This is a genomic window from Shewanella sp. 10N.286.52.A9 (genome assembly GCF_041468985.1).
Taxonomy (GTDB): Bacteria; Pseudomonadota; Gammaproteobacteria; order Enterobacterales; family Shewanellaceae; genus Shewanella; species Shewanella japonica.
In genome coordinates this window covers 106,428-122,970 of sequence record NZ_JBFRJQ010000020.1, presented here as the reverse complement: position 1 = coordinate 122,970, position 16,543 = coordinate 106,428, and the positions used below count along the sequence as shown (strand labels likewise).

Below are 16,543 nucleotides of genomic sequence, written 5' to 3'. Positions count from 1 at the left end.
AATTAGCTTCAAAAAAAACAATCCCGCAGTGATAAAACTACGGGATTGTCGGATTTTGTATTGAAGCTGTTGTGATTTTTATATGTTAGGACAACTTATATAAACCGAGATAACATATTCGATATGGCTAATGCGCTTCATCCCAGTTGTCACCGATACCAGCTTCAGCTAATAAGGTCACATCAAGGTTTGCTGCTTGAGCCATCAATTCACATACTTTTGCCTGTAGTGCATCTGCTTTTGATTCATCAATTTCGAATACCAACTCATCGTGTACTTGCATGATCATGGTTATTTCGCCGTTTGTCTCTGACTTAATCCATTGGTCGATGGTAATCATCGCCTTTTTAATGATGTCAGCTGCTGTACCTTGCATTGGGGCGTTAATTGCTGCCCGCTCAGCGGCTTGGCGTCGCATAGCATTACGGTCTTTAATATCTGGCAGATACAATCTTCTTCCATATAGGGTTTCAACATAGCCGACTTCGGCAGCAAGCGCGCGCGTGTCTTCCATGTATTTAAGCACCCCAGGATATCGAGCAAAGTAGGTATCGATATAGGTTTGAGCTTCTTTACGTGGAATATCCAATTGTTTAGCCAGTCCAAAGGCTGACATACCGTAGATTAGCCCGAAATTAACCGCTTTAGCACGGCGGCGCTGCTCAGTGGTGACTTCTTCAAAGTGAACGCCAAAGACTTCAGCTGCGGTAGCTTTGTGAATATCTTTATTCTCAGCGAATGCGGTCAATAAACCTTTATCCTGAGATAAGTGAGCCATAATACGCAGTTCAATTTGAGAGTAATCAGCAGCCAGAACTTTACGACCTTCTGGTGCGATAAACGCTTGCCTAATCCGACGACCTTCCTCTGTTCGGATAGGGATATTCTGTAGGTTGGGCTCGCTTGATGATAAGCGACCTGTAGCGGCATTAGCTTGGTGGTAACTAGTATGTACTCGGCCCGTTTCAGCATTGACCATTAAAGGAAGCTTATCGGTATATGTGCTTTTCAGTTTGGATAAACTGCGGTGTTGTAAAATTAACTTAGGTAACGGGTAGTCTAATGCTAATTCAATCAATACATCTTCAGCTGTAGATGGTGCGCCTTTTGGCGTTTTTTTGATGATCGGGTATCCGAGCTTCTCAAAAAATAACGCTTGTAGTTGCTTTGGAGAGCTTAAATTAAACTTCTCGCCAGCAATGTCATAGGCCTTGGTTTCAAGCTCATCAATTTTCTGGGCTAACTCATCACTTTGCTGGCTCAGCAGCATGCTATCAATCAATACACCTTGGCGTTCAATGTCTGATAACACTTGAATAAGCGGCAGCTCTAGATCGTTAAATACCGAAGTTAGCTTGGCTTCTTTTTCTACTCTTGGCCATAAATGTTGGTGCAAACGTAAGGTAATATCAGCATCTTCTGCTGCATAAGGGCTGGCTACATCTAATTCGATTTGGTTAAAAGTCAGCTGCTTTGCACCTTTACCAGCAATTTCTTCAAAGCTAATATTTTTATGGCCTAAGTATTTAAGCGCTAATCCATCCATATCATGGCGTGAAGCGACAGAGTTAAATACGTAAGACTCAAGCATAGTATCAAACTGGACCCCTTTTAGGGTGATCCCAGCATTGGCAAAAATACTGATGTCGTACTTAAGGTTTTGGCCGACTTTTTTGATGCTATCACTTTCAAGAATAGGCCTTAATTGCTCTAAAGCATATTCCATAGGAAGTTGCTCAGGCGCATCTAAATAATCGTGTGCTAGTGGAAGGTAAGCGGCTTTGCCCGCTTCAATGGCAAACGAAATGCCAACTAGCTTAGCTTCCATATAATTTAAGCTGGTGGTTTCGGTATCAACTGCAATGAGTTCAGCTTTAGACAGTTTACTAATCCAATTAGCTAAATCAGTTTCGGTTAATATTGTCTCATATTCAACATCAATGGCTGGTGTAGCCTCTTGGACTTCGTTAGTCGTGGTGGCTGTAGCTGCAGAAAAAGCAGATTTGTTATCTAACACCTCAGCTAACCAGCGTTTAAACTCCATTTCCCCGAACAGTTTAATTAACTCGTCACGGTTTTGTGGTTGAATTTCGAGAGGCGCCCAATCATCATCCCATTCAACATCGGTTTTGATGGTCGCAAGATCGTAAGATAATTGAAGCATTTCTTTGTTGTCTTCAATCTTTTTAGGCATGGTTTTAGAGCCACGGAATGTCACATCTAAAACACTTTGTGGATTTGCGATTAGCTTATCGACACCTCCTACACCTGTCAGCATTGCCAATGCGGTTTTTTCTCCGACACCTGGTAAGCCTGGTATGTTATCGGCTTTATCACCCATCATGGCCAATAAGTCGATAATGAGCTCGGGTCCAACGCCAAATTTTTCGGTTACTTCAGCTGGGCCCATAATGGTATCTGTCATGGTATTAATGAGTGTGACATTGTCATCAACTAATTGCGCCATATCTTTATCACCCGTGCTGATAAGGGTGGCGCGGCCTTCTTTACTGGCTTTTAGTGCAATAGTACCGATGACATCATCAGCTTCGACACCTGGAATACAAATTAGGGGTAATCCCAGCGCATGAATAATGGCGTGAAGTGGGGCGATTTGTGAGCGTAAATCATCCGGCATAGGAGGACGCTGCGCTTTGTACTCACTATACATATCATTACGGAAGGTTTTTCCTTTAGCGTCGAAAACCACTGCAATATGGCTAGGGTTATAGCGACTCATTAAGCTGCGAAGCATATTGACTACACCATAAACAGCACCTGTTGCTTCGCCTTTTGAATTAGTCAAATGTGGTGGTGCATAAAACGCACGATAAAGATAAGAAGATCCATCCACAAGGACGAGTGGGTTATTGGGGATTGTTGGCATAGTCTGTTTTCATTTTCAGTATTCTGAGATGGCCTTAGAATGCCACATACAAGGATTTTCGGCCACGGAAAATTATCTCTCAGGCTGTGGATAACTCTGTGAGTGAATTAATTTATCTTATAAAGGTGTTTTAATTACGACTGGGAATAAAACGTTTAAACTATTGAAAATAAATGTTTTTTAATATTTTTGTGAGTTTAATTGTAGTTTTTAAAAATATTCCTAATTTGTGGACTTTTTTAATATCTTTCTTGATTTAGTCAATTATTTGGTACAGTTTTTAAACCATGAAATAATTTCGAGAAACTAAGTTAGCATGTTTTTTAATCAGATCAATAGATTTGTTTAAAAAAAGTTAAATTAAGCCACTTTATAGGGATCTAAAATGAAAAATATTGCTGTGTTACTGAGCGGTTGTGGTGTTTATGATGGCGCAGAAATACACGAGTCAGTGTTAACCTTGCTGGCGTTATCAAAAGCAGGGGCTAATTATCAATGCTTTGCACCTGATGTTGAACAAATGCATGTGGTGAATCATCTTAATGGCGAAATAAATGGTGCAGAAACTCGTAACGTCTTGCGAGAGTCTGCCAGAATTTGTCGTGGTGAAGTGCTAAACGTTCAGTCATTAGATATCACTGAATATGATGGTTTGATTGTGCCTGGCGGTTTTGGTGCGGCAAAAAACTTATGCGATTTCGCCGTCGCAGGAAGTGGCAGTACAGTTGAGCCTAGTGTCGAAGCGTTTATTCAAGAATTTGCTTTAGTGAAGAAACCTATCGGGTTTATGTGCATCGCGCCGGTTATGATCCCTAGCATTTTTAAAACCAACCCTATTGGCACGATTGGTAATGATAGTGGAACCGCCCAGGCCTTCACGGAAATGGGGGGCGAGCACCGTGATGCTACCGTTGAAGATATTATCGTTGATACACACAATAACATCGTATCCACACCTGCTTACATGCTTGCGAATAGCATTGCAGAGGCAAATGTAGGTATTGAAAAGCTAGTGGCTAAAGTACTTGAAATGACGTGATTAAAAAATGTACTTGTCATACATTACTCTTAACGCTGAACTGGAATGAAGGGACATATTCGATTCTCGATAGCTTAACCTGTGAAGCTATCGAGACTGGAGTTACTGATCGACCCGAGTATTGCTTTGCCTTTGGCTATCAAAAAAGCCTTGCGCTAACCCGACTAACAAGCCTCCGATATGTGCGCCGTTGGCTATTGGCATTCCCAATAGATCGGTAAAGCCTAAAACTAACCAAATCAGCATAAAAGTTATATAACTATTGGGTAAGCCAATACCTGCATCTGGTTTTCGTTGACCCATAATCCAAGTATATCCAACAACGGCGTAAACAACGCCAGATAAACCACCAAAGTTAGGGCCTGTCATCATATATTGCACTAGGCTTGGCAAGGTGCCGGCAACGACCAGTAATATCAACAGTGGTCGTGTGCCAAGTTTTGTTTCTATTTTACCGCCTAAATACCACCACCAAAGTAAATTGAAGATAAGATGCATGGCTGAAAAGTGCATTAAGCTAGGGGTAAAGGCACGCCAAACTTGGCTAAAGTCGCTACCTGGAACTGCCCCAAAGAAGGACAAAGCGCTAAAAACGTGATTAGCAAAGCCGAGGTTCATCGCTGCAAAGACAACCATGCAGATAAAAAAAGTGATTAGGGTTAAAGGGCCTGCTCCGGTAATAAATTGTTGCACTAAGCCTAAAGAGGACGAGCCATAATCGAGCTTAGTTTGGGTTGAACCATTATCCCAAGAGGCTTCTAAATATTTTTTTTGATATGGGTTTTGTCTAAAAAGCTCAAATTCATGCTTGGCTTGTTCAGCTTTTGTTTCATCATACACGACCAGAGATACCCCGTTTGCAGTCACAACGGGTACACACTCAATATCTAACCCTTTCAAGTAGTCGATAAAGGCTTGAGCTGCGCGTGCGTGGGGTAACTGGCCGATTTCAATCATGCGTGCGCTGCGCTCCAAGCTGTAAAGCCACCGTCTAAGCTATATACGTCATCAAATCCTTGTTCAATTAAGTAACCTGCTGCACCTTGACTACTAATGCCGTGATAACAGACAACGACTAATGGCATATCCATGTCCGCTTCTGCTATTACATGAGCAATGTTTTCATTAGTGAGATGAATTGATCCTTCAATATGACCTGCTGCATAACTTGCAGCATCACGGATATCGACGATTTGGACATCACTTGAGTCTGCTGTCATATGGATTAATTCATTGATTGAAAGGTGCTTAAATGTGCTCATGCTATACCGCTGCTATGTGAAATGGGATAAAAGTAATAACTGAAGTATCTAATAAGGGGCTGTATTGATACAACCCCTTTATTATTGCGGTAATTTACGATGGGAATTAATCCCAGTTTAAAATGACCTTACCTGATTGACCTGAGCGCATAGCATCGAAGCCTTGTTGGAAGTCATCAATTGAGAAATGATGAGTAATGATAGGTGATAAATCTAAACCTGACTGAATTAGACTTGCCATTTTGTACCATGTCTCAAACATCTCACGACCGTAAATACCTTTAAGGATAAGCCCTTTAAAGATCACTTTACTCCAATCAATGGCCATGTCGCCACCAGGAATACCTAACATGGCAATTTTGCCACCGTGGTTCATGGTATCGAGCATAGAATGGAACGCAGAAGGAACGCCTGACATTTCTAACCCAACATCAAACCCTTCAGTCATGCCAAGCTCTTTCATGACATCTTTTAAGTCTTCTTTAGCCACATTAACCGCGCGTGTTGCGCCCATTTTTCTGGCTAAATCGAGACGATACTCATTGACGTCTGTAATGACCACATGACGAGCGCCAACGTGCTTACATACGGCTGCAGCCATAATACCAATAGGGCCTGCACCAGTAATCAGTACATCTTCACCGACCACATCAAATGATAATGCTGTATGGACAGCATTACCGAATGGGTCGAACACCGACGCTAAATCATCAGAAATATCATCCGGAATTTTGAATGCATTAAATGCAGGTATCACAAGATATTCTGCAAACGCGCCATCACGGTTTACACCCACACCTGAAGTGTTGCGGCATAAATGGGTACGGCCACCACGGCAGTTACGGCAATGACCACAGGTAATATGACCTTCACCTGACACGCGATCTCCGACGGTAAACCCACGGACTTCTTGGCCCATATCGACGACTTCACCGACATACTCATGGCCCACTACCATAGGCACAGGAATGGTATTTTGTGACCACTCGTCCCAGTTGTAGATATGCACATCAGTGCCACAAATAGCGGTCTTACGAATTTTAATTAATAGATCGTTATGGCCCATTTCAGGTTTAGGCGCATCAACCATCCAAATACCTTCTTCAGGCTTTAACTTGCTAAGTGCTTTCATTGTTTAGACCTTAAATAATGCCCATTTCTTTACCAATGCGGGTAAAGGCTTCAATCGCTTTATCGATTTGAGCACGAGAGTGTGCTGCTGACATTTGTGTGCGTATACGTGCTTGGCCTTTTGGTACAACAGGGAATGAGAATCCGACCACGTAAATATTTTCAGCTAAAAGGCGATTTGAAAAGTCGCTTGCCAATTTAGCATCACCAATCATGACAGGAATGATGGCATGATCTGCACCTGCTAAGGTAAAGCCTGCTTTGGTCATTTCTTCACGGAAATAACGGCTGTTTTCCCATACTGCTTCACGAAGAGCATGACCAGACTTCAGCATTTCAAGCACATGAATTGATGCGCTGACAATTGAAGGTGCTAAAGAGTTAGAAAATAAGTAAGGACGTGAGCGTTGACGCAACCAATCAATGACTTCTTTTTTGCCCGAAGTGAATCCACCAGATGCACCGCCTAACGCTTTACCTAGTGTGCCTGTGATAATGTCTACACGATCCATTACTTGGCAAAATTCGTGAGTTCCACGACCGTTCTCACCGACAAAACCAACTGCATGAGAGTCATCAACCATAACCAGTGCGCCGTATTTATCAGCTAAATCGCAAACACCTTGAAGGTTGGCAATAACACCATCCATTGAAAACACACCGTCTGTCGCAATAAGAATATCGCGAGCACCCGCTTCTTTCGCTGCTTTTAATTGTGTTTCTAAATCAGTCATGTCGTTGTTGGCATAACGGAAACGCTTGGCTTTACATAAACGGACACCATCAATAATTGATGCGTGGTTTAATGCATCAGACACGATAGCATCTTCAGGGCCTAGTAAGGTTTCAAATAGACCTGCGTTGGCATCGAAACAAGAAGAATACAAAATAGTATCTTCCATGCCTAAAAATTCACTGAGGCTATTTTCTAGTTGTTTATGGATATTTTGTGTTCCACAAATAAAACGAACAGATGCCATACCAAAACCATGAGTATTTAACCCGTTTTGAGCAGCATTAATTAATTCAGGGTGATTTGCTAGGCCTAAATAGTTGTTGGCACAGAAGTTAATGACTTCTTCACTATTTACATTAATCGCCGTTTGCTGGGCTGAAGTGATAACACGTTCACTTTTGTATAAGCCTTCAGCTTTAACGTCGACAAGTTGTTGATTTATGCGGTCGTAAAATGAGGTAGAGGCCACCTGATTTCTCCTAAATATAGTTTTAATATGGAAATCTTTGGCGGCATTCTAACCTTAATTTTACTGGCTCTACAGTGTTTTTTTTAACCTGCGTAGCGATATAAAAATGATTAGGGCTAGGGCTGTTTTCACATTAGATATACTAATCATTAACACCGTTTTGTTAAGTGCTGAATAATGAAGGGCTTATCATGTTAAAAGTCAGTGAGCCGCCAATTTACAGCTATATTTTAGTCGTAAAAAGGCGGTTTGTATGCGTATGTTTGCTGGGTTTTATGCTGCTGCGTCACGTTCTTGAGACGCTATATCAAGATAATGTTGTTCAAGGCGGGTGAATGTTGGCTCTGAACTTTGGGTTGAATAGGCTTTGAAGATCATCAGCACTCGTAACAAGCCCTCATATAGCGTGGCTTTAGTGATAGTAGATGTACTTGATTGTGTAAGTTGATAACTAATCCAAAAACTGACCATCATCTTTATCGTATCGGCTAAAGCAGTAACCTTGGCGTCTTCTATCTCAAGAAAACCATCACTAATTAACTTGCGTAATACATCGCTTGAACGACGTAATACCTGTTCTTGCGCAGTTAAATATCGTGTTTTAAGTGCTTCATCACGGCTTAATATGTCTGCAAGATTGGCGTACATGAAACGGAACTGCCATAAGGTATAAAACATGGCATCAAAATAGCCCATCAATAGCTCAATATCGACTGTCGTGTCTTCATATGGCTTAAAGCCAGACTCTAAGTGACTTTCGTACAGAGCAAAAATAGAGTTGATGATGTCCTCTTTATTGCGGAAGTGATAATAAAGATTTCCAGGGCTTATTCCGAGATGAGCGGCAATATGGTTGGTGGTAATATTACGTTCACCGTGTTCATTAAAGAGTTCAAGACTGGCAAAAACAATTTTATCGCGGGTTTTCATATCGGTTCCAATTATCAATTGCTAACTATAGGAGTCTTGGTGACCCAATAAGACGCTTAATGCATATCCTTATGAATCTTATATTAAAACACACTTACATCTGGTCAGTTCAGCCTTAATCACATTGAGAACTAGGTCTTGATGCCCAATGGCAGTTTTGAAGGCGACATAAACAACAGCATTTAGGTTATACAACATAGCTCACTATACGAAGAATATGTTGCTGTAACACTTATTTATGTGGTTTTGGTTTATGTTAACATTGTGTTTATCTGACAAGCAAAATTGATTAAGACTCTTTTCATGACTCGTGGCCTATATTCTATCCTCTTATACCTATTATCACCTTTAGTGGTGCTATATTTTGCTTTTCGTGGCATCAAAAGTCCTGCGTATCGTTTACGTTGGGCTGAGCGTTTCGGTATTGCGCGCCTTAATGAAACGGATGTGCATATTCATAGTGTTTCAATGGGTGAAACGCTGGCGGCGATTCCACTGATTAACCATCTAATGGATCAATATCCCAATCTATCTTTTACGATTACCACGACCAGTCCAACCGGTTCAGATGAAGTGCGTAAAGCGTTTGCGCAGTATTTAGGTAACCGGGTGCAGCATTGTTATTTGCCATTAGATTTTAGTCTGAGTGTGCAGCGTTTTTTAGGTCAAGTTAACCCGAAACTAATGGTAATTATGGAAACTGAGTTATGGCCGAACTTAGTTCATTTTGCCCGAAAGCGCGGGGTGAAAGTGGTGTTAGCTAATGCAAGGTTATCTGCAAAATCAGCGGCTAAATATCAAAAGAAACCTGCGTTAAGTCAGCCTATGCTAGCCAGTTTAGATGAGATAGCTGTGCAAACAAGCACAGAGGCGGAGCGATTTGCGTCTTTAGGTGTGCATGCTGAACAGTTACATATTTGCGGTAGCTTAAAATTTGATTTACAGATTGATGAGGGTAAACATCAACAAGCCAAAGCGTTACGCCAGCAGTGGGGGCGAGTACAAACGCCAATATGGGTCGCTGGTAGCGTACACCCTGGTGAGTTTGAAATAATGCTTGCTGCTCATCAACAAATATTATCCCAATACCCTAATGCACTTATGATTATGGCTCCACGTCATCCAGAGCAATTTAATGTGGCTGCGGTAACAACTACGCAGTTTGGTTTATCATTAGCAAGACGCAGTATGAATGAACCAGTGAGCGAAAATACGCAAGTGTTATTAGGTGACACCATGGGTGAATTGCTAATGTTATATGGCACAGCTGATGCTGCTTTTGTTGGCGGGACACTGATAGAAAATGGAGGTCACAACCCGCTTGAACCTGCAGCAATGGGGTTACCTGTCAGTGTAGGACCGCACCATTGGGATTTTGCAGAGATTACTGAGTTACTACAAAAAGCAGGTGGATTAACTGTGGTATCAGATGCTGAGCAGCTCGCATTGCAGCTATTAGCTTACTTTGATGATCAACAGCAACATCAAAATGCAGCTAATGCCGGCTTAGGGGTGGTAAGCCAAAACCGCGGAGCCCTACAAAAGCAGCTTGATGTTATCGAGGAGCAATTAAAACAGGCGCAGTTGATATAGATATCGTATCAATTAATTAATGTTAGCCTGATAACCTTTTAATAATGCTTGCCAATGTTCAGAACAAAAGTTAAGCGAAGCGAGTTTGGTTTTTTCTTTATTAAATGAACGTAATAAACGCGCTAAGTTTGCTTGTTGCCATGCACTTGCGGGTGTTTTTATTTCACCCCGATCAAAGTCGATGAGGTAAAATTTGCCTTTAGCCAACAGAATATTTTTAGCATTCAGATCGGCGTGATAAACCCCGCGATTATGAAAGGTCGCGATTAATTGACCTAATTGTTGCCATTGCTCATTTGTCATCGTTTGAGTGGATAAATAAGCGACTAAATCTTTGGCTCCATCAATGAGCTCGATAAGTAAATCAGCGCGGTACCAAATACCGAATCGTTCAACATTGGCTGCAATTGGGCGAGGAACAGGCAAACCTTCTGCATGGAGCTTTTCTAATAAGGCAAGTTCTGCAATAGCTCGAGTGCGTTGCATGCCCGTATAAATGTAAGCATCTCGGCTTAGCTTTTCTATTAACCCACCTCGCCAATAATGACGAAGCACCCATTGTTGTTGATTGTACTCAACAAACCAAGTGATATAACGCCCTTTTGATTGACCGATGACAGCATTGCGCTGTTGCCAATAATCAGCTTGAAACTGAGCTGGAGTAAGGTGTTGTGCAAGAGGTTCGCACCATGCGATAACCCCATTACCTGTTGATTCAATTTGCATAGGTCAATTAATAATGCGTTGATTTGTCTGTGGCTAAAAAAGATATTCTACATTAAGATCGAATGCTTGTACTTATATTCCCTTTGCATTGATAGTGGTAATCCATGAAAGCAGACTTTTCGTCAATGAAATCATTATGTTTACTCCGTTTATCCGCTATTGGTGATGTATGTCATGCTGTGGCAATGGTGCAAGCGATTCAACGTCAGTATCCTGATTTAGCCGTGACTTGGGTGATAGGCAAGGTTGAATATCAGTTGCTCAAGCATTTGCCCGGCATCCGCTTTGTTATTTTTGATAAATCTCAAGGTTGGCGAAGTTACGGTAAGTTACGTCAAGACATAGCGGGGCAGAGGTTTGATGTTTTGTTGCACATGCAGGTGGCGCTAAGAGCAACTATCGCTTCGTTGATGATTTCGGCGAAAGTGAGAGTGGGCTTTGATAAAGCACGGGCTAAAGAAGGACAGTGGTTGGTGACCAATCATGCCGTCGAACCCTTGGCAACCCCTCATGTGTTAGAAGGCTTTATGGGGTTTGCTAAAACCATTGGTGTGAAAGACTTATCGCCGAAGTGGAATATTCCAGTATTAGAGTCAGATAGCGAGTTTGCAAATGAGCTGATTGCTGAAACTGAAAAAGTGTTAGTTATTTGCCCAGCAGCAAGTAAAGCAGAACGTAATTGGTTACCAGAGCGTTATGCTGCAGTGGCTGAACATGCCGTATCAAAAGGCTATCGGGTCATATTGTGTGGCGGCCCTAGTCAGCTCGAAGTTGATTTAGCGGCATCAATTAACCATTTTGCCTCGCAATCGATAGAAAACAAGGTGGGGCAAACTACACTGACTCAATTATTAGCCGTGTTAAATAGGGCCTCTATAGTGATTGCTCCTGATACCGGCCCTGCTCATATGGCCGTTACTCAAGGCACCCCAGTGATAGGGTTATACGCACACTCTAACCCTGGGCGAACTGGGCCATATATGTCCTTAATGCAAGTGGTGAGTGTGTATGATGAGGTTATTCGTCAGCAATTCCCTAACATGACGATTCCTTGGGGGAAACGGGCTAAAGGGGATGACTTGATGAGCCTGATAAGCGTTGAGAAAGTGATTCAGCAGTTTGATAGTATGACTTAGCAATCTAATGATTGCTAAGTATCTACTTTAAATTAAATTTATAGCCACTTTCTACCAATTGTAGGCTTACCAATTGAGTTTAAAATGTTTTGAGGTGCATCGCTTTTTTGCGAGAAGTTTAGTAAATAAATTCCATGCATTCAATTTCATTGACGCTTCTCTTCTGGAGAGACATTATCTGAATATAATTGGCAGTAATTATCCACATAACGAACTTCACAACGTGGGCACTTAATACGATACCTTTGCCAGAGTAAAGAATAAAGCTGGCTTTTGATAACCTTTGTTTAAGAGTTATGTCACTTATAAGCCTCTATCACACGGCACAGCAATAAATGTTGTGTGTTGTTAATGTGACAGAGGCAAGGACATCAATATTTGTGTTGAGGGTGAAAAAGCCCAAAAACCGCGCTTAAAAAAGGAATTGGAAGTTTAGATTTTCTGTGTTGTTTAAGCATGTACCAGTGCCATGACTGCTGCTTAAACTCAAGCTTGTCTTGTTCAGATAATTCGTTTGAAAAAAAGTCACAATAATCAATAATATATTTTAGTTCACGCATAGGTATTTTTTCGCGATACCCCCTGCCTGCATAATGAATGAAGCTCGCTTCTTTATAGCCTTCTAAGCCAAGTAGAGGCATTCTATTAAATGATTTATCGATACAGTGGTACTTAATTTTCTCTCGAAAAATAAGATAGTTTATGTAAGTTTGGTCGTAAAATTTTACCTCGTTACACACCTTTTGCATCTCTTCTGCACTTGCATTGATAAATAAGTTTGATTGTTTAGAAACTAAAATCATACCAGAGTTAAAGTACACCATTGCATTATCAAGAGTAGGCCAGTCTACTTCACCTAAAATACTACTGATTTTGTTGGCATGTTCAGAGCGATCTTTATAAGCCCCTTCATTGAACATATATACAGTCTCTAAAGAATTGTATTGTTCAAATATATTTTCCGCCCAAGGTGTAATAATCATATCGGCGTCGATATATAGCACTCTATCGTATTCTTTTAATAACTCGGCTATATATAACTTTTCAGACCAAGCTGGACTTGCATCGTAGTATTTATTTTTAACGTTAAGCTGATAATGTAGCTCGTTTGAAACAATCAAATCAGCACCAACTTTGTCAGCGTAGGAACTGAAACTATCGATGGCGGCGCGATACATTGGGTTATCGCCTATGGCGAGAGTAAATATTGCTATTTTCATCTTGATTTGTTTTTAACCCTTAATATTTAGTGAACCATTGTTAGATATTGCTGGTAAACGGCTTCAACACTGATATCTGACACATGGCCCTTACCTTCAGTTGCATATAATACGTGAGACTGTTTACTTGCTGGCGGAGCCCAATAGGGCTTTTTAGATCTCATCATAGAAATTAAAGGGCGTTTAGCTGCAAATGCAAAATGCAAAATAGCTGTATCGACGGTGATGACAAAGTCTGAAAGAGAGATCAGTGATGGTAATTCAAAGAAGTGATCTTCTACTGTGAATACGACGACTTGAAAAGAAGTCTGGGATGTAAATTCATTTACTTTTTGCACCGTTTCATCAAAATTCTCTTTAGTAACATTAATAATGAAGCGCCCGTCAGTTGACACTTTTGCAAGTAAAGTTATTAATTCAAAGAGTTGTGATAAGTGCCAATCTTTTTTGGTATTTGTCGATAAATGATTGAGGAAATATAACTTTCCTTGTCTATCTTGGTTATTAAATTTATTTAATAACCATTTTTTACTCACACTATCCATTTGATTTGGTATGTCTAGAGTTGGCATAAATTGTGATTTATCGAGTGTAACGTTACATATTTTATTGAAAACGGCATAAAACCTATCAGTAATATGATGATTTTTATCTAGTTCACTAGTATCTAGCGCAATAACGTGATCACTATGCCTAAAAATCAAGCGATTAAACAATCCATTGTAAGGTTGCTTAGTGATACTTGAAACAATGAATGCTTTTGGCGCTATTTCTCTTGCTATTTGTGAATAACGAGCACTTTTACTTGCTGAATGGCAGATAATAATGTCGTAGTCATTAGCTTTAGCTTGTTGGATCTGTGCTTGATGATCTGAAGTCGATTTAGTACAACCGTAGCTGATATTAAACGAGGAGTCTGAAGCTATCCATTGTTGCAAAATTGCGCTTCTAGATAACCGCCAACTTGTGTCTGTACAACGGTTATCGTCTAGCCAAATATCCAATGTGATATGCGGATTTTGAGCTTTAAGAGCAATTAAAAATGTTTTTAGATATAGAAAGTCACCTAATGCTAGCGGCGACATGAATAACATTCGCTGACAAGATTGTAATTGTGATGCAGAGATAATAGCCATATTTTTATTCATATATTATTGAATCAACCGTTCAATAATTCCTATGTAAGTAAACCAGTTAACGAATTTATCAATTGTGGTAATTCTTTACGCTGATTGAAAATTCTCAAGGTATTCAACGATCCGCTTTGATGCGTTTCCATCTGTGGGGCCAACATGTTCATCCGTATATTTTTGCCTATTGGCTTCGTACTGTTCTGGGTGGGCTAATTGTTGTGGAACAGCAGATATCAACTCAGAATATTTGTTTACATGTAACCCTATATCGCTATAAAGCACATTATCTTTACCGAAGCGCTTTACAAAACGAAAGTGAAAAATGCCGCGATATGACCATTTGAGTTTAAAAAAATTGCATACGATAACCGGTTTTGCCAATGCGGAAAACTCGAATAAAGTACTGGATGCTTCACTGAGTAAAATATCTGCATTCTGCATAAAAGGGAGCAGTGAAATATCTTCAGCAGAAGCAACATATACATTACTAAATGCAGACCATTTCTTTAATTTTAGCTGTTGATTTTTGAATTTATCTCTCATCTGGGTTAACGAATGAGGTTTAATTAGAATATTGTAATCTGCAAAATCTTTCGGCCAATTATCAGGAAAACACTCTAAGGAGCTCGGATTAAATGTCGGAGCGTACAGAATCGTTTTCTTATTACTATCTAGACCTACTTTGTCTAAATCTAACCCAGGCTCTTGATGATTAATGATTGGGTCTAATTTTGAAAATCCGACCTGAACAAAGTTATCGTCAGGGTAAAATTCTTTGATTTTGGCTAACCGCAACGACCCTTCAATAAATCTTACTGTCATCGGAGTGATAGATTTATGGTAATAAGAAGGTTTAGGTCCTATACCGTGGCCAAGTTGAGCCGTTTTTGAGTACTGATGGATACTGTCGAGATAAGTACATTTATTACCGAAGAAAATCCAGTCAGGTTTTTGAGCGAGGTAGAGTGTTTCAGCTTCACTATCATCATTAACCCAAAGGCACTCTAAATCTAATTGATTAAAAATTTGCTGAACGACATCCTTCTCATTGCGCTCATGATAACAAACGAGTTTAACAGAATGACCTTGTTTTTTTAATTCTTGAATAATAGGAACGTACTGGGGAAGATAATACACATTGAGAGTATCGAAAAAAATTAGCATGATATTCCTATTAATTATGCTTCAAAGATGTTTACAGTGTTTAATTATATGTTAGTTAATCTTAAGCAATCAAATTCCAACTACCGATTTGTTACATTGGTACTTTCAAACAGACTAACTCGTAGACGGCTTTACAATATTGAACTAAAATGTTTCCCACAATTCTACTGTGTACTGAATTCATGCCTCAAGTAACGCTTAAAAAATTTGCCTACCCTGAAAGTCTTATTAAATCTTATCAGCACTGGGATTTATTACTCAGACCTGAACAACCAACATTAGGTTCAATGGTGTTGATATGTAAAGAGAGTGTGCATCAATATTCTTCGATTTCAAAAGAAGCTGCTGACGAACAGTCACTAATCATCTCTGATATTGAAAGAGTGCTAAAAAAGCGTTTTGATTATACAAAAATTAACTATTTGATGCTGATGATGGTCGACCCTGACGTACATTTTCATGTGATACCGCGTTATGAGTCACCTGTTGAATTCTGTGACAAAGTGTTTACTGATAAACAATGGCCGAACCAGCCGAGTCTTGCCAATGAATTGCAACTTGATGATATTTATCAGCAAGAGTTATTAAAAACCCTCAAAAGTGACTTCATTTCTCTTGAGTCAAAAGAGACAACGAAGAAATATCGACGAATGTATACATCTGGGTGTTTCGATATTTTTCATCAAGGTCATTTGAATATTCTAAAGAAAACCAAAGAGCTGTGCGATTATCTTATCGTGGGAGTGTCTACCGATGAGGTGATAATTAATTCCAAAGGTCGTCCTCCGATTATTCCATTTGAAGAACGGATTTCGATTCTGGAAGCCAACCGCTACGTTGATGAAGTGATCCCTCAGGTTGATAAGAATAAGCAGGCAGTAGTTGATCAATATAATATCGATGCAATATCAGTTGGTTCAGATTGGAAAGGAAAATATCCACCAGTTACGTGTGAAATGGTTTATTTTGATTACACGCCCAATGTTAGTTCAACCGTGTTAAAGCAAAAATTAAATATCACGCCAAAGTAGAGTATTACAGACAAAATGAAGAACCATCAATGAGTCGCTTTTTGACTGTGTAGAATATTATATAGATAAGCCCAAGGATGGTAGAA

14 protein-coding genes are annotated in these 16,543 nt (G+C 40.1%); 4 read left to right on the top strand and 10 right to left on the bottom strand.

Annotated elements, in window-relative coordinates:
• Positions 1-127 precede the first annotated feature (127 nt).
• Positions 128-2,887, bottom strand: a complete 2,760-nt coding sequence (gene polA, locus AB4128_RS15220; protein WP_372038192.1) for a DNA polymerase I — start codon at positions 2,885-2,887, stop codon at positions 128-130.
• A gap of 385 nt (positions 2,888-3,272) precedes the next feature.
• Between polA and elbB the strand changes: the two genes are divergently transcribed.
• Complete coding sequence (gene elbB / locus AB4128_RS15215; RefSeq protein ID WP_372038191.1) at positions 3,273-3,926, top strand: isoprenoid biosynthesis glyoxalase ElbB; 654 nt, start codon at positions 3,273-3,275, stop codon at positions 3,924-3,926.
• Positions 3,927-4,028: 102 nt separating this feature from the next.
• Here the strand turns inward: elbB and glpG are convergent, their stop codons facing one another.
• The 5 genes from glpG to AB4128_RS15190 form a co-directional block, all read right to left on the bottom strand.
• A complete protein-coding gene (gene glpG, locus AB4128_RS15210; RefSeq protein ID WP_372038190.1) occupies positions 4,029-4,883 on the bottom strand; it encodes a rhomboid family intramembrane serine protease GlpG in 855 nt (284 codons plus the stop codon).
• The gene (gene glpE / locus AB4128_RS15205) at positions 4,880-5,188 is read right to left on the bottom strand and encodes a thiosulfate sulfurtransferase GlpE (protein ID WP_055025824.1); all 309 of its coding nucleotides are present in this window, start codon (positions 5,186-5,188) and stop codon (positions 4,880-4,882) included. Before glpE ends, glpG begins: the two co-directional genes overlap by 4 nt.
• Positions 5,189-5,294: 106 nt before the next feature.
• A complete protein-coding gene (gene tdh, locus AB4128_RS15200; protein ID WP_372038189.1) occupies positions 5,295-6,320 on the bottom strand; it encodes an L-threonine 3-dehydrogenase in 1,026 nt (341 codons plus the stop codon).
• A 10-nt stretch (positions 6,321-6,330) separates the two neighbouring features.
• On the bottom strand, positions 6,331-7,524 hold the full coding sequence (locus AB4128_RS15195) for a glycine C-acetyltransferase (protein ID WP_080914521.1): 1,194 nt from the start codon (positions 7,522-7,524) through the stop codon (positions 6,331-6,333).
• A 273-nt stretch (positions 7,525-7,797) separates the two neighbouring features.
• Positions 7,798-8,454, bottom strand: coding sequence for a TetR/AcrR family transcriptional regulator (locus tag AB4128_RS15190; protein ID WP_055025827.1), 657 nt, complete (start codon positions 8,452-8,454; stop codon positions 7,798-7,800).
• Positions 8,455-8,757: 303 nt separating this feature from the next.
• Here AB4128_RS15190 and waaA point away from each other — a divergent pair, with 303 nt between their 5' ends.
• The gene (gene waaA, locus AB4128_RS15185; RefSeq protein ID WP_372038188.1) at positions 8,758-10,047 is read left to right on the top strand and encodes a lipid IV(A) 3-deoxy-D-manno-octulosonic acid transferase; all 1,290 of its coding nucleotides are present in this window, start codon (positions 8,758-8,760) and stop codon (positions 10,045-10,047) included.
• Between the two features lie 12 nt (positions 10,048-10,059).
• On the opposite strand, the gene AB4128_RS15180 is transcribed toward waaA, so the two are convergent.
• On the bottom strand, positions 10,060-10,773 hold the full coding sequence (locus AB4128_RS15180; protein WP_372038187.1) for a 3-deoxy-D-manno-octulosonic acid kinase: 714 nt from the start codon (positions 10,771-10,773) through the stop codon (positions 10,060-10,062).
• Positions 10,774-10,877: 104 nt separating this feature from the next.
• On the opposite strand from AB4128_RS15180, the gene AB4128_RS15175 reads away from it, so the two are divergent.
• On the top strand, positions 10,878-11,909 hold the full coding sequence (locus AB4128_RS15175; protein WP_372038186.1) for a glycosyltransferase family 9 protein: 1,032 nt from the start codon (positions 10,878-10,880) through the stop codon (positions 11,907-11,909).
• A 371-nt stretch (positions 11,910-12,280) separates the two neighbouring features.
• Here the strand turns inward: AB4128_RS15175 and AB4128_RS15170 are convergent, their stop codons facing one another.
• From AB4128_RS15170 to AB4128_RS15160, 3 genes are all read right to left on the bottom strand, one after another.
• The gene (locus tag AB4128_RS15170) at positions 12,281-13,129 is read right to left on the bottom strand and encodes a glycosyltransferase (RefSeq protein ID WP_372038185.1); all 849 of its coding nucleotides are present in this window, start codon (positions 13,127-13,129) and stop codon (positions 12,281-12,283) included.
• Between the two features lie 26 nt (positions 13,130-13,155).
• Positions 13,156-14,265 carry a glycosyltransferase family 9 protein gene (locus tag AB4128_RS15165; protein WP_119968223.1) on the bottom strand — a complete coding sequence of 370 codons (1,110 nt, stop codon included), beginning with the start codon at positions 14,263-14,265 and terminating at the stop codon, positions 13,156-13,158.
• Positions 14,266-14,352: 87 nt separating this feature from the next.
• Positions 14,353-15,426 (bottom strand): CDP-glycerol glycerophosphotransferase family protein, encoded by a 1,074-nt coding sequence (locus AB4128_RS15160; protein WP_192021833.1) that lies wholly within the window; start codon positions 15,424-15,426, stop codon positions 14,353-14,355.
• 149 nt (positions 15,427-15,575) lie between these two features.
• On the opposite strand from AB4128_RS15160, the gene AB4128_RS15155 reads away from it, so the two are divergent.
• Positions 15,576-16,457 carry an adenylyltransferase/cytidyltransferase family protein gene (locus AB4128_RS15155; protein WP_225442137.1) on the top strand — a complete coding sequence of 294 codons (882 nt, stop codon included), beginning with the start codon at positions 15,576-15,578 and terminating at the stop codon, positions 16,455-16,457.
• Positions 16,458-16,543 lie beyond the last annotated feature (86 nt).

Coding starts and splice junctions, on each gene's coding strand:
- polA (WP_372038192.1), bottom strand. CDS start 2,887: ATGCCAACAATCCCCAATAACCCACTCGTCCTTGTGGATGGATCTTCT.
- elbB (WP_372038191.1), top strand. CDS start 3,273: ATGAAAAATATTGCTGTGTTACTGAGCGGTTGTGGTGTTTATGATGGC.
- glpG (WP_372038190.1), bottom strand. CDS start 4,883: ATGATTGAAATCGGCCAGTTACCCCACGCACGCGCAGCTCAAGCCTTT.
- glpE (WP_055025824.1), bottom strand. CDS start 5,188: ATGAGCACATTTAAGCACCTTTCAATCAATGAATTAATCCATATGACA.
- tdh (WP_372038189.1), bottom strand. CDS start 6,320: ATGAAAGCACTTAGCAAGTTAAAGCCTGAAGAAGGTATTTGGATGGTT.
- AB4128_RS15190 (WP_055025827.1), bottom strand. CDS start 8,454: ATGAAAACCCGCGATAAAATTGTTTTTGCCAGTCTTGAACTCTTTAAT.
- waaA (WP_372038188.1), top strand. CDS start 8,758: ATGACTCGTGGCCTATATTCTATCCTCTTATACCTATTATCACCTTTA.
- AB4128_RS15180 (WP_372038187.1), bottom strand. CDS start 10,773: ATGCAAATTGAATCAACAGGTAATGGGGTTATCGCATGGTGCGAACCT.
- AB4128_RS15175 (WP_372038186.1), top strand. CDS start 10,878: ATGAAAGCAGACTTTTCGTCAATGAAATCATTATGTTTACTCCGTTTA.
- AB4128_RS15170 (WP_372038185.1), bottom strand. CDS start 13,129: ATGAAAATAGCAATATTTACTCTCGCCATAGGCGATAACCCAATGTAT.
- AB4128_RS15165 (WP_119968223.1), bottom strand. CDS start 14,265: ATGGCTATTATCTCTGCATCACAATTACAATCTTGTCAGCGAATGTTA.
- AB4128_RS15160 (WP_192021833.1), bottom strand. CDS start 15,426: ATGCTAATTTTTTTCGATACTCTCAATGTGTATTATCTTCCCCAGTAC.
- AB4128_RS15155 (WP_225442137.1), top strand. CDS start 15,576: ATGTTTCCCACAATTCTACTGTGTACTGAATTCATGCCTCAAGTAACG.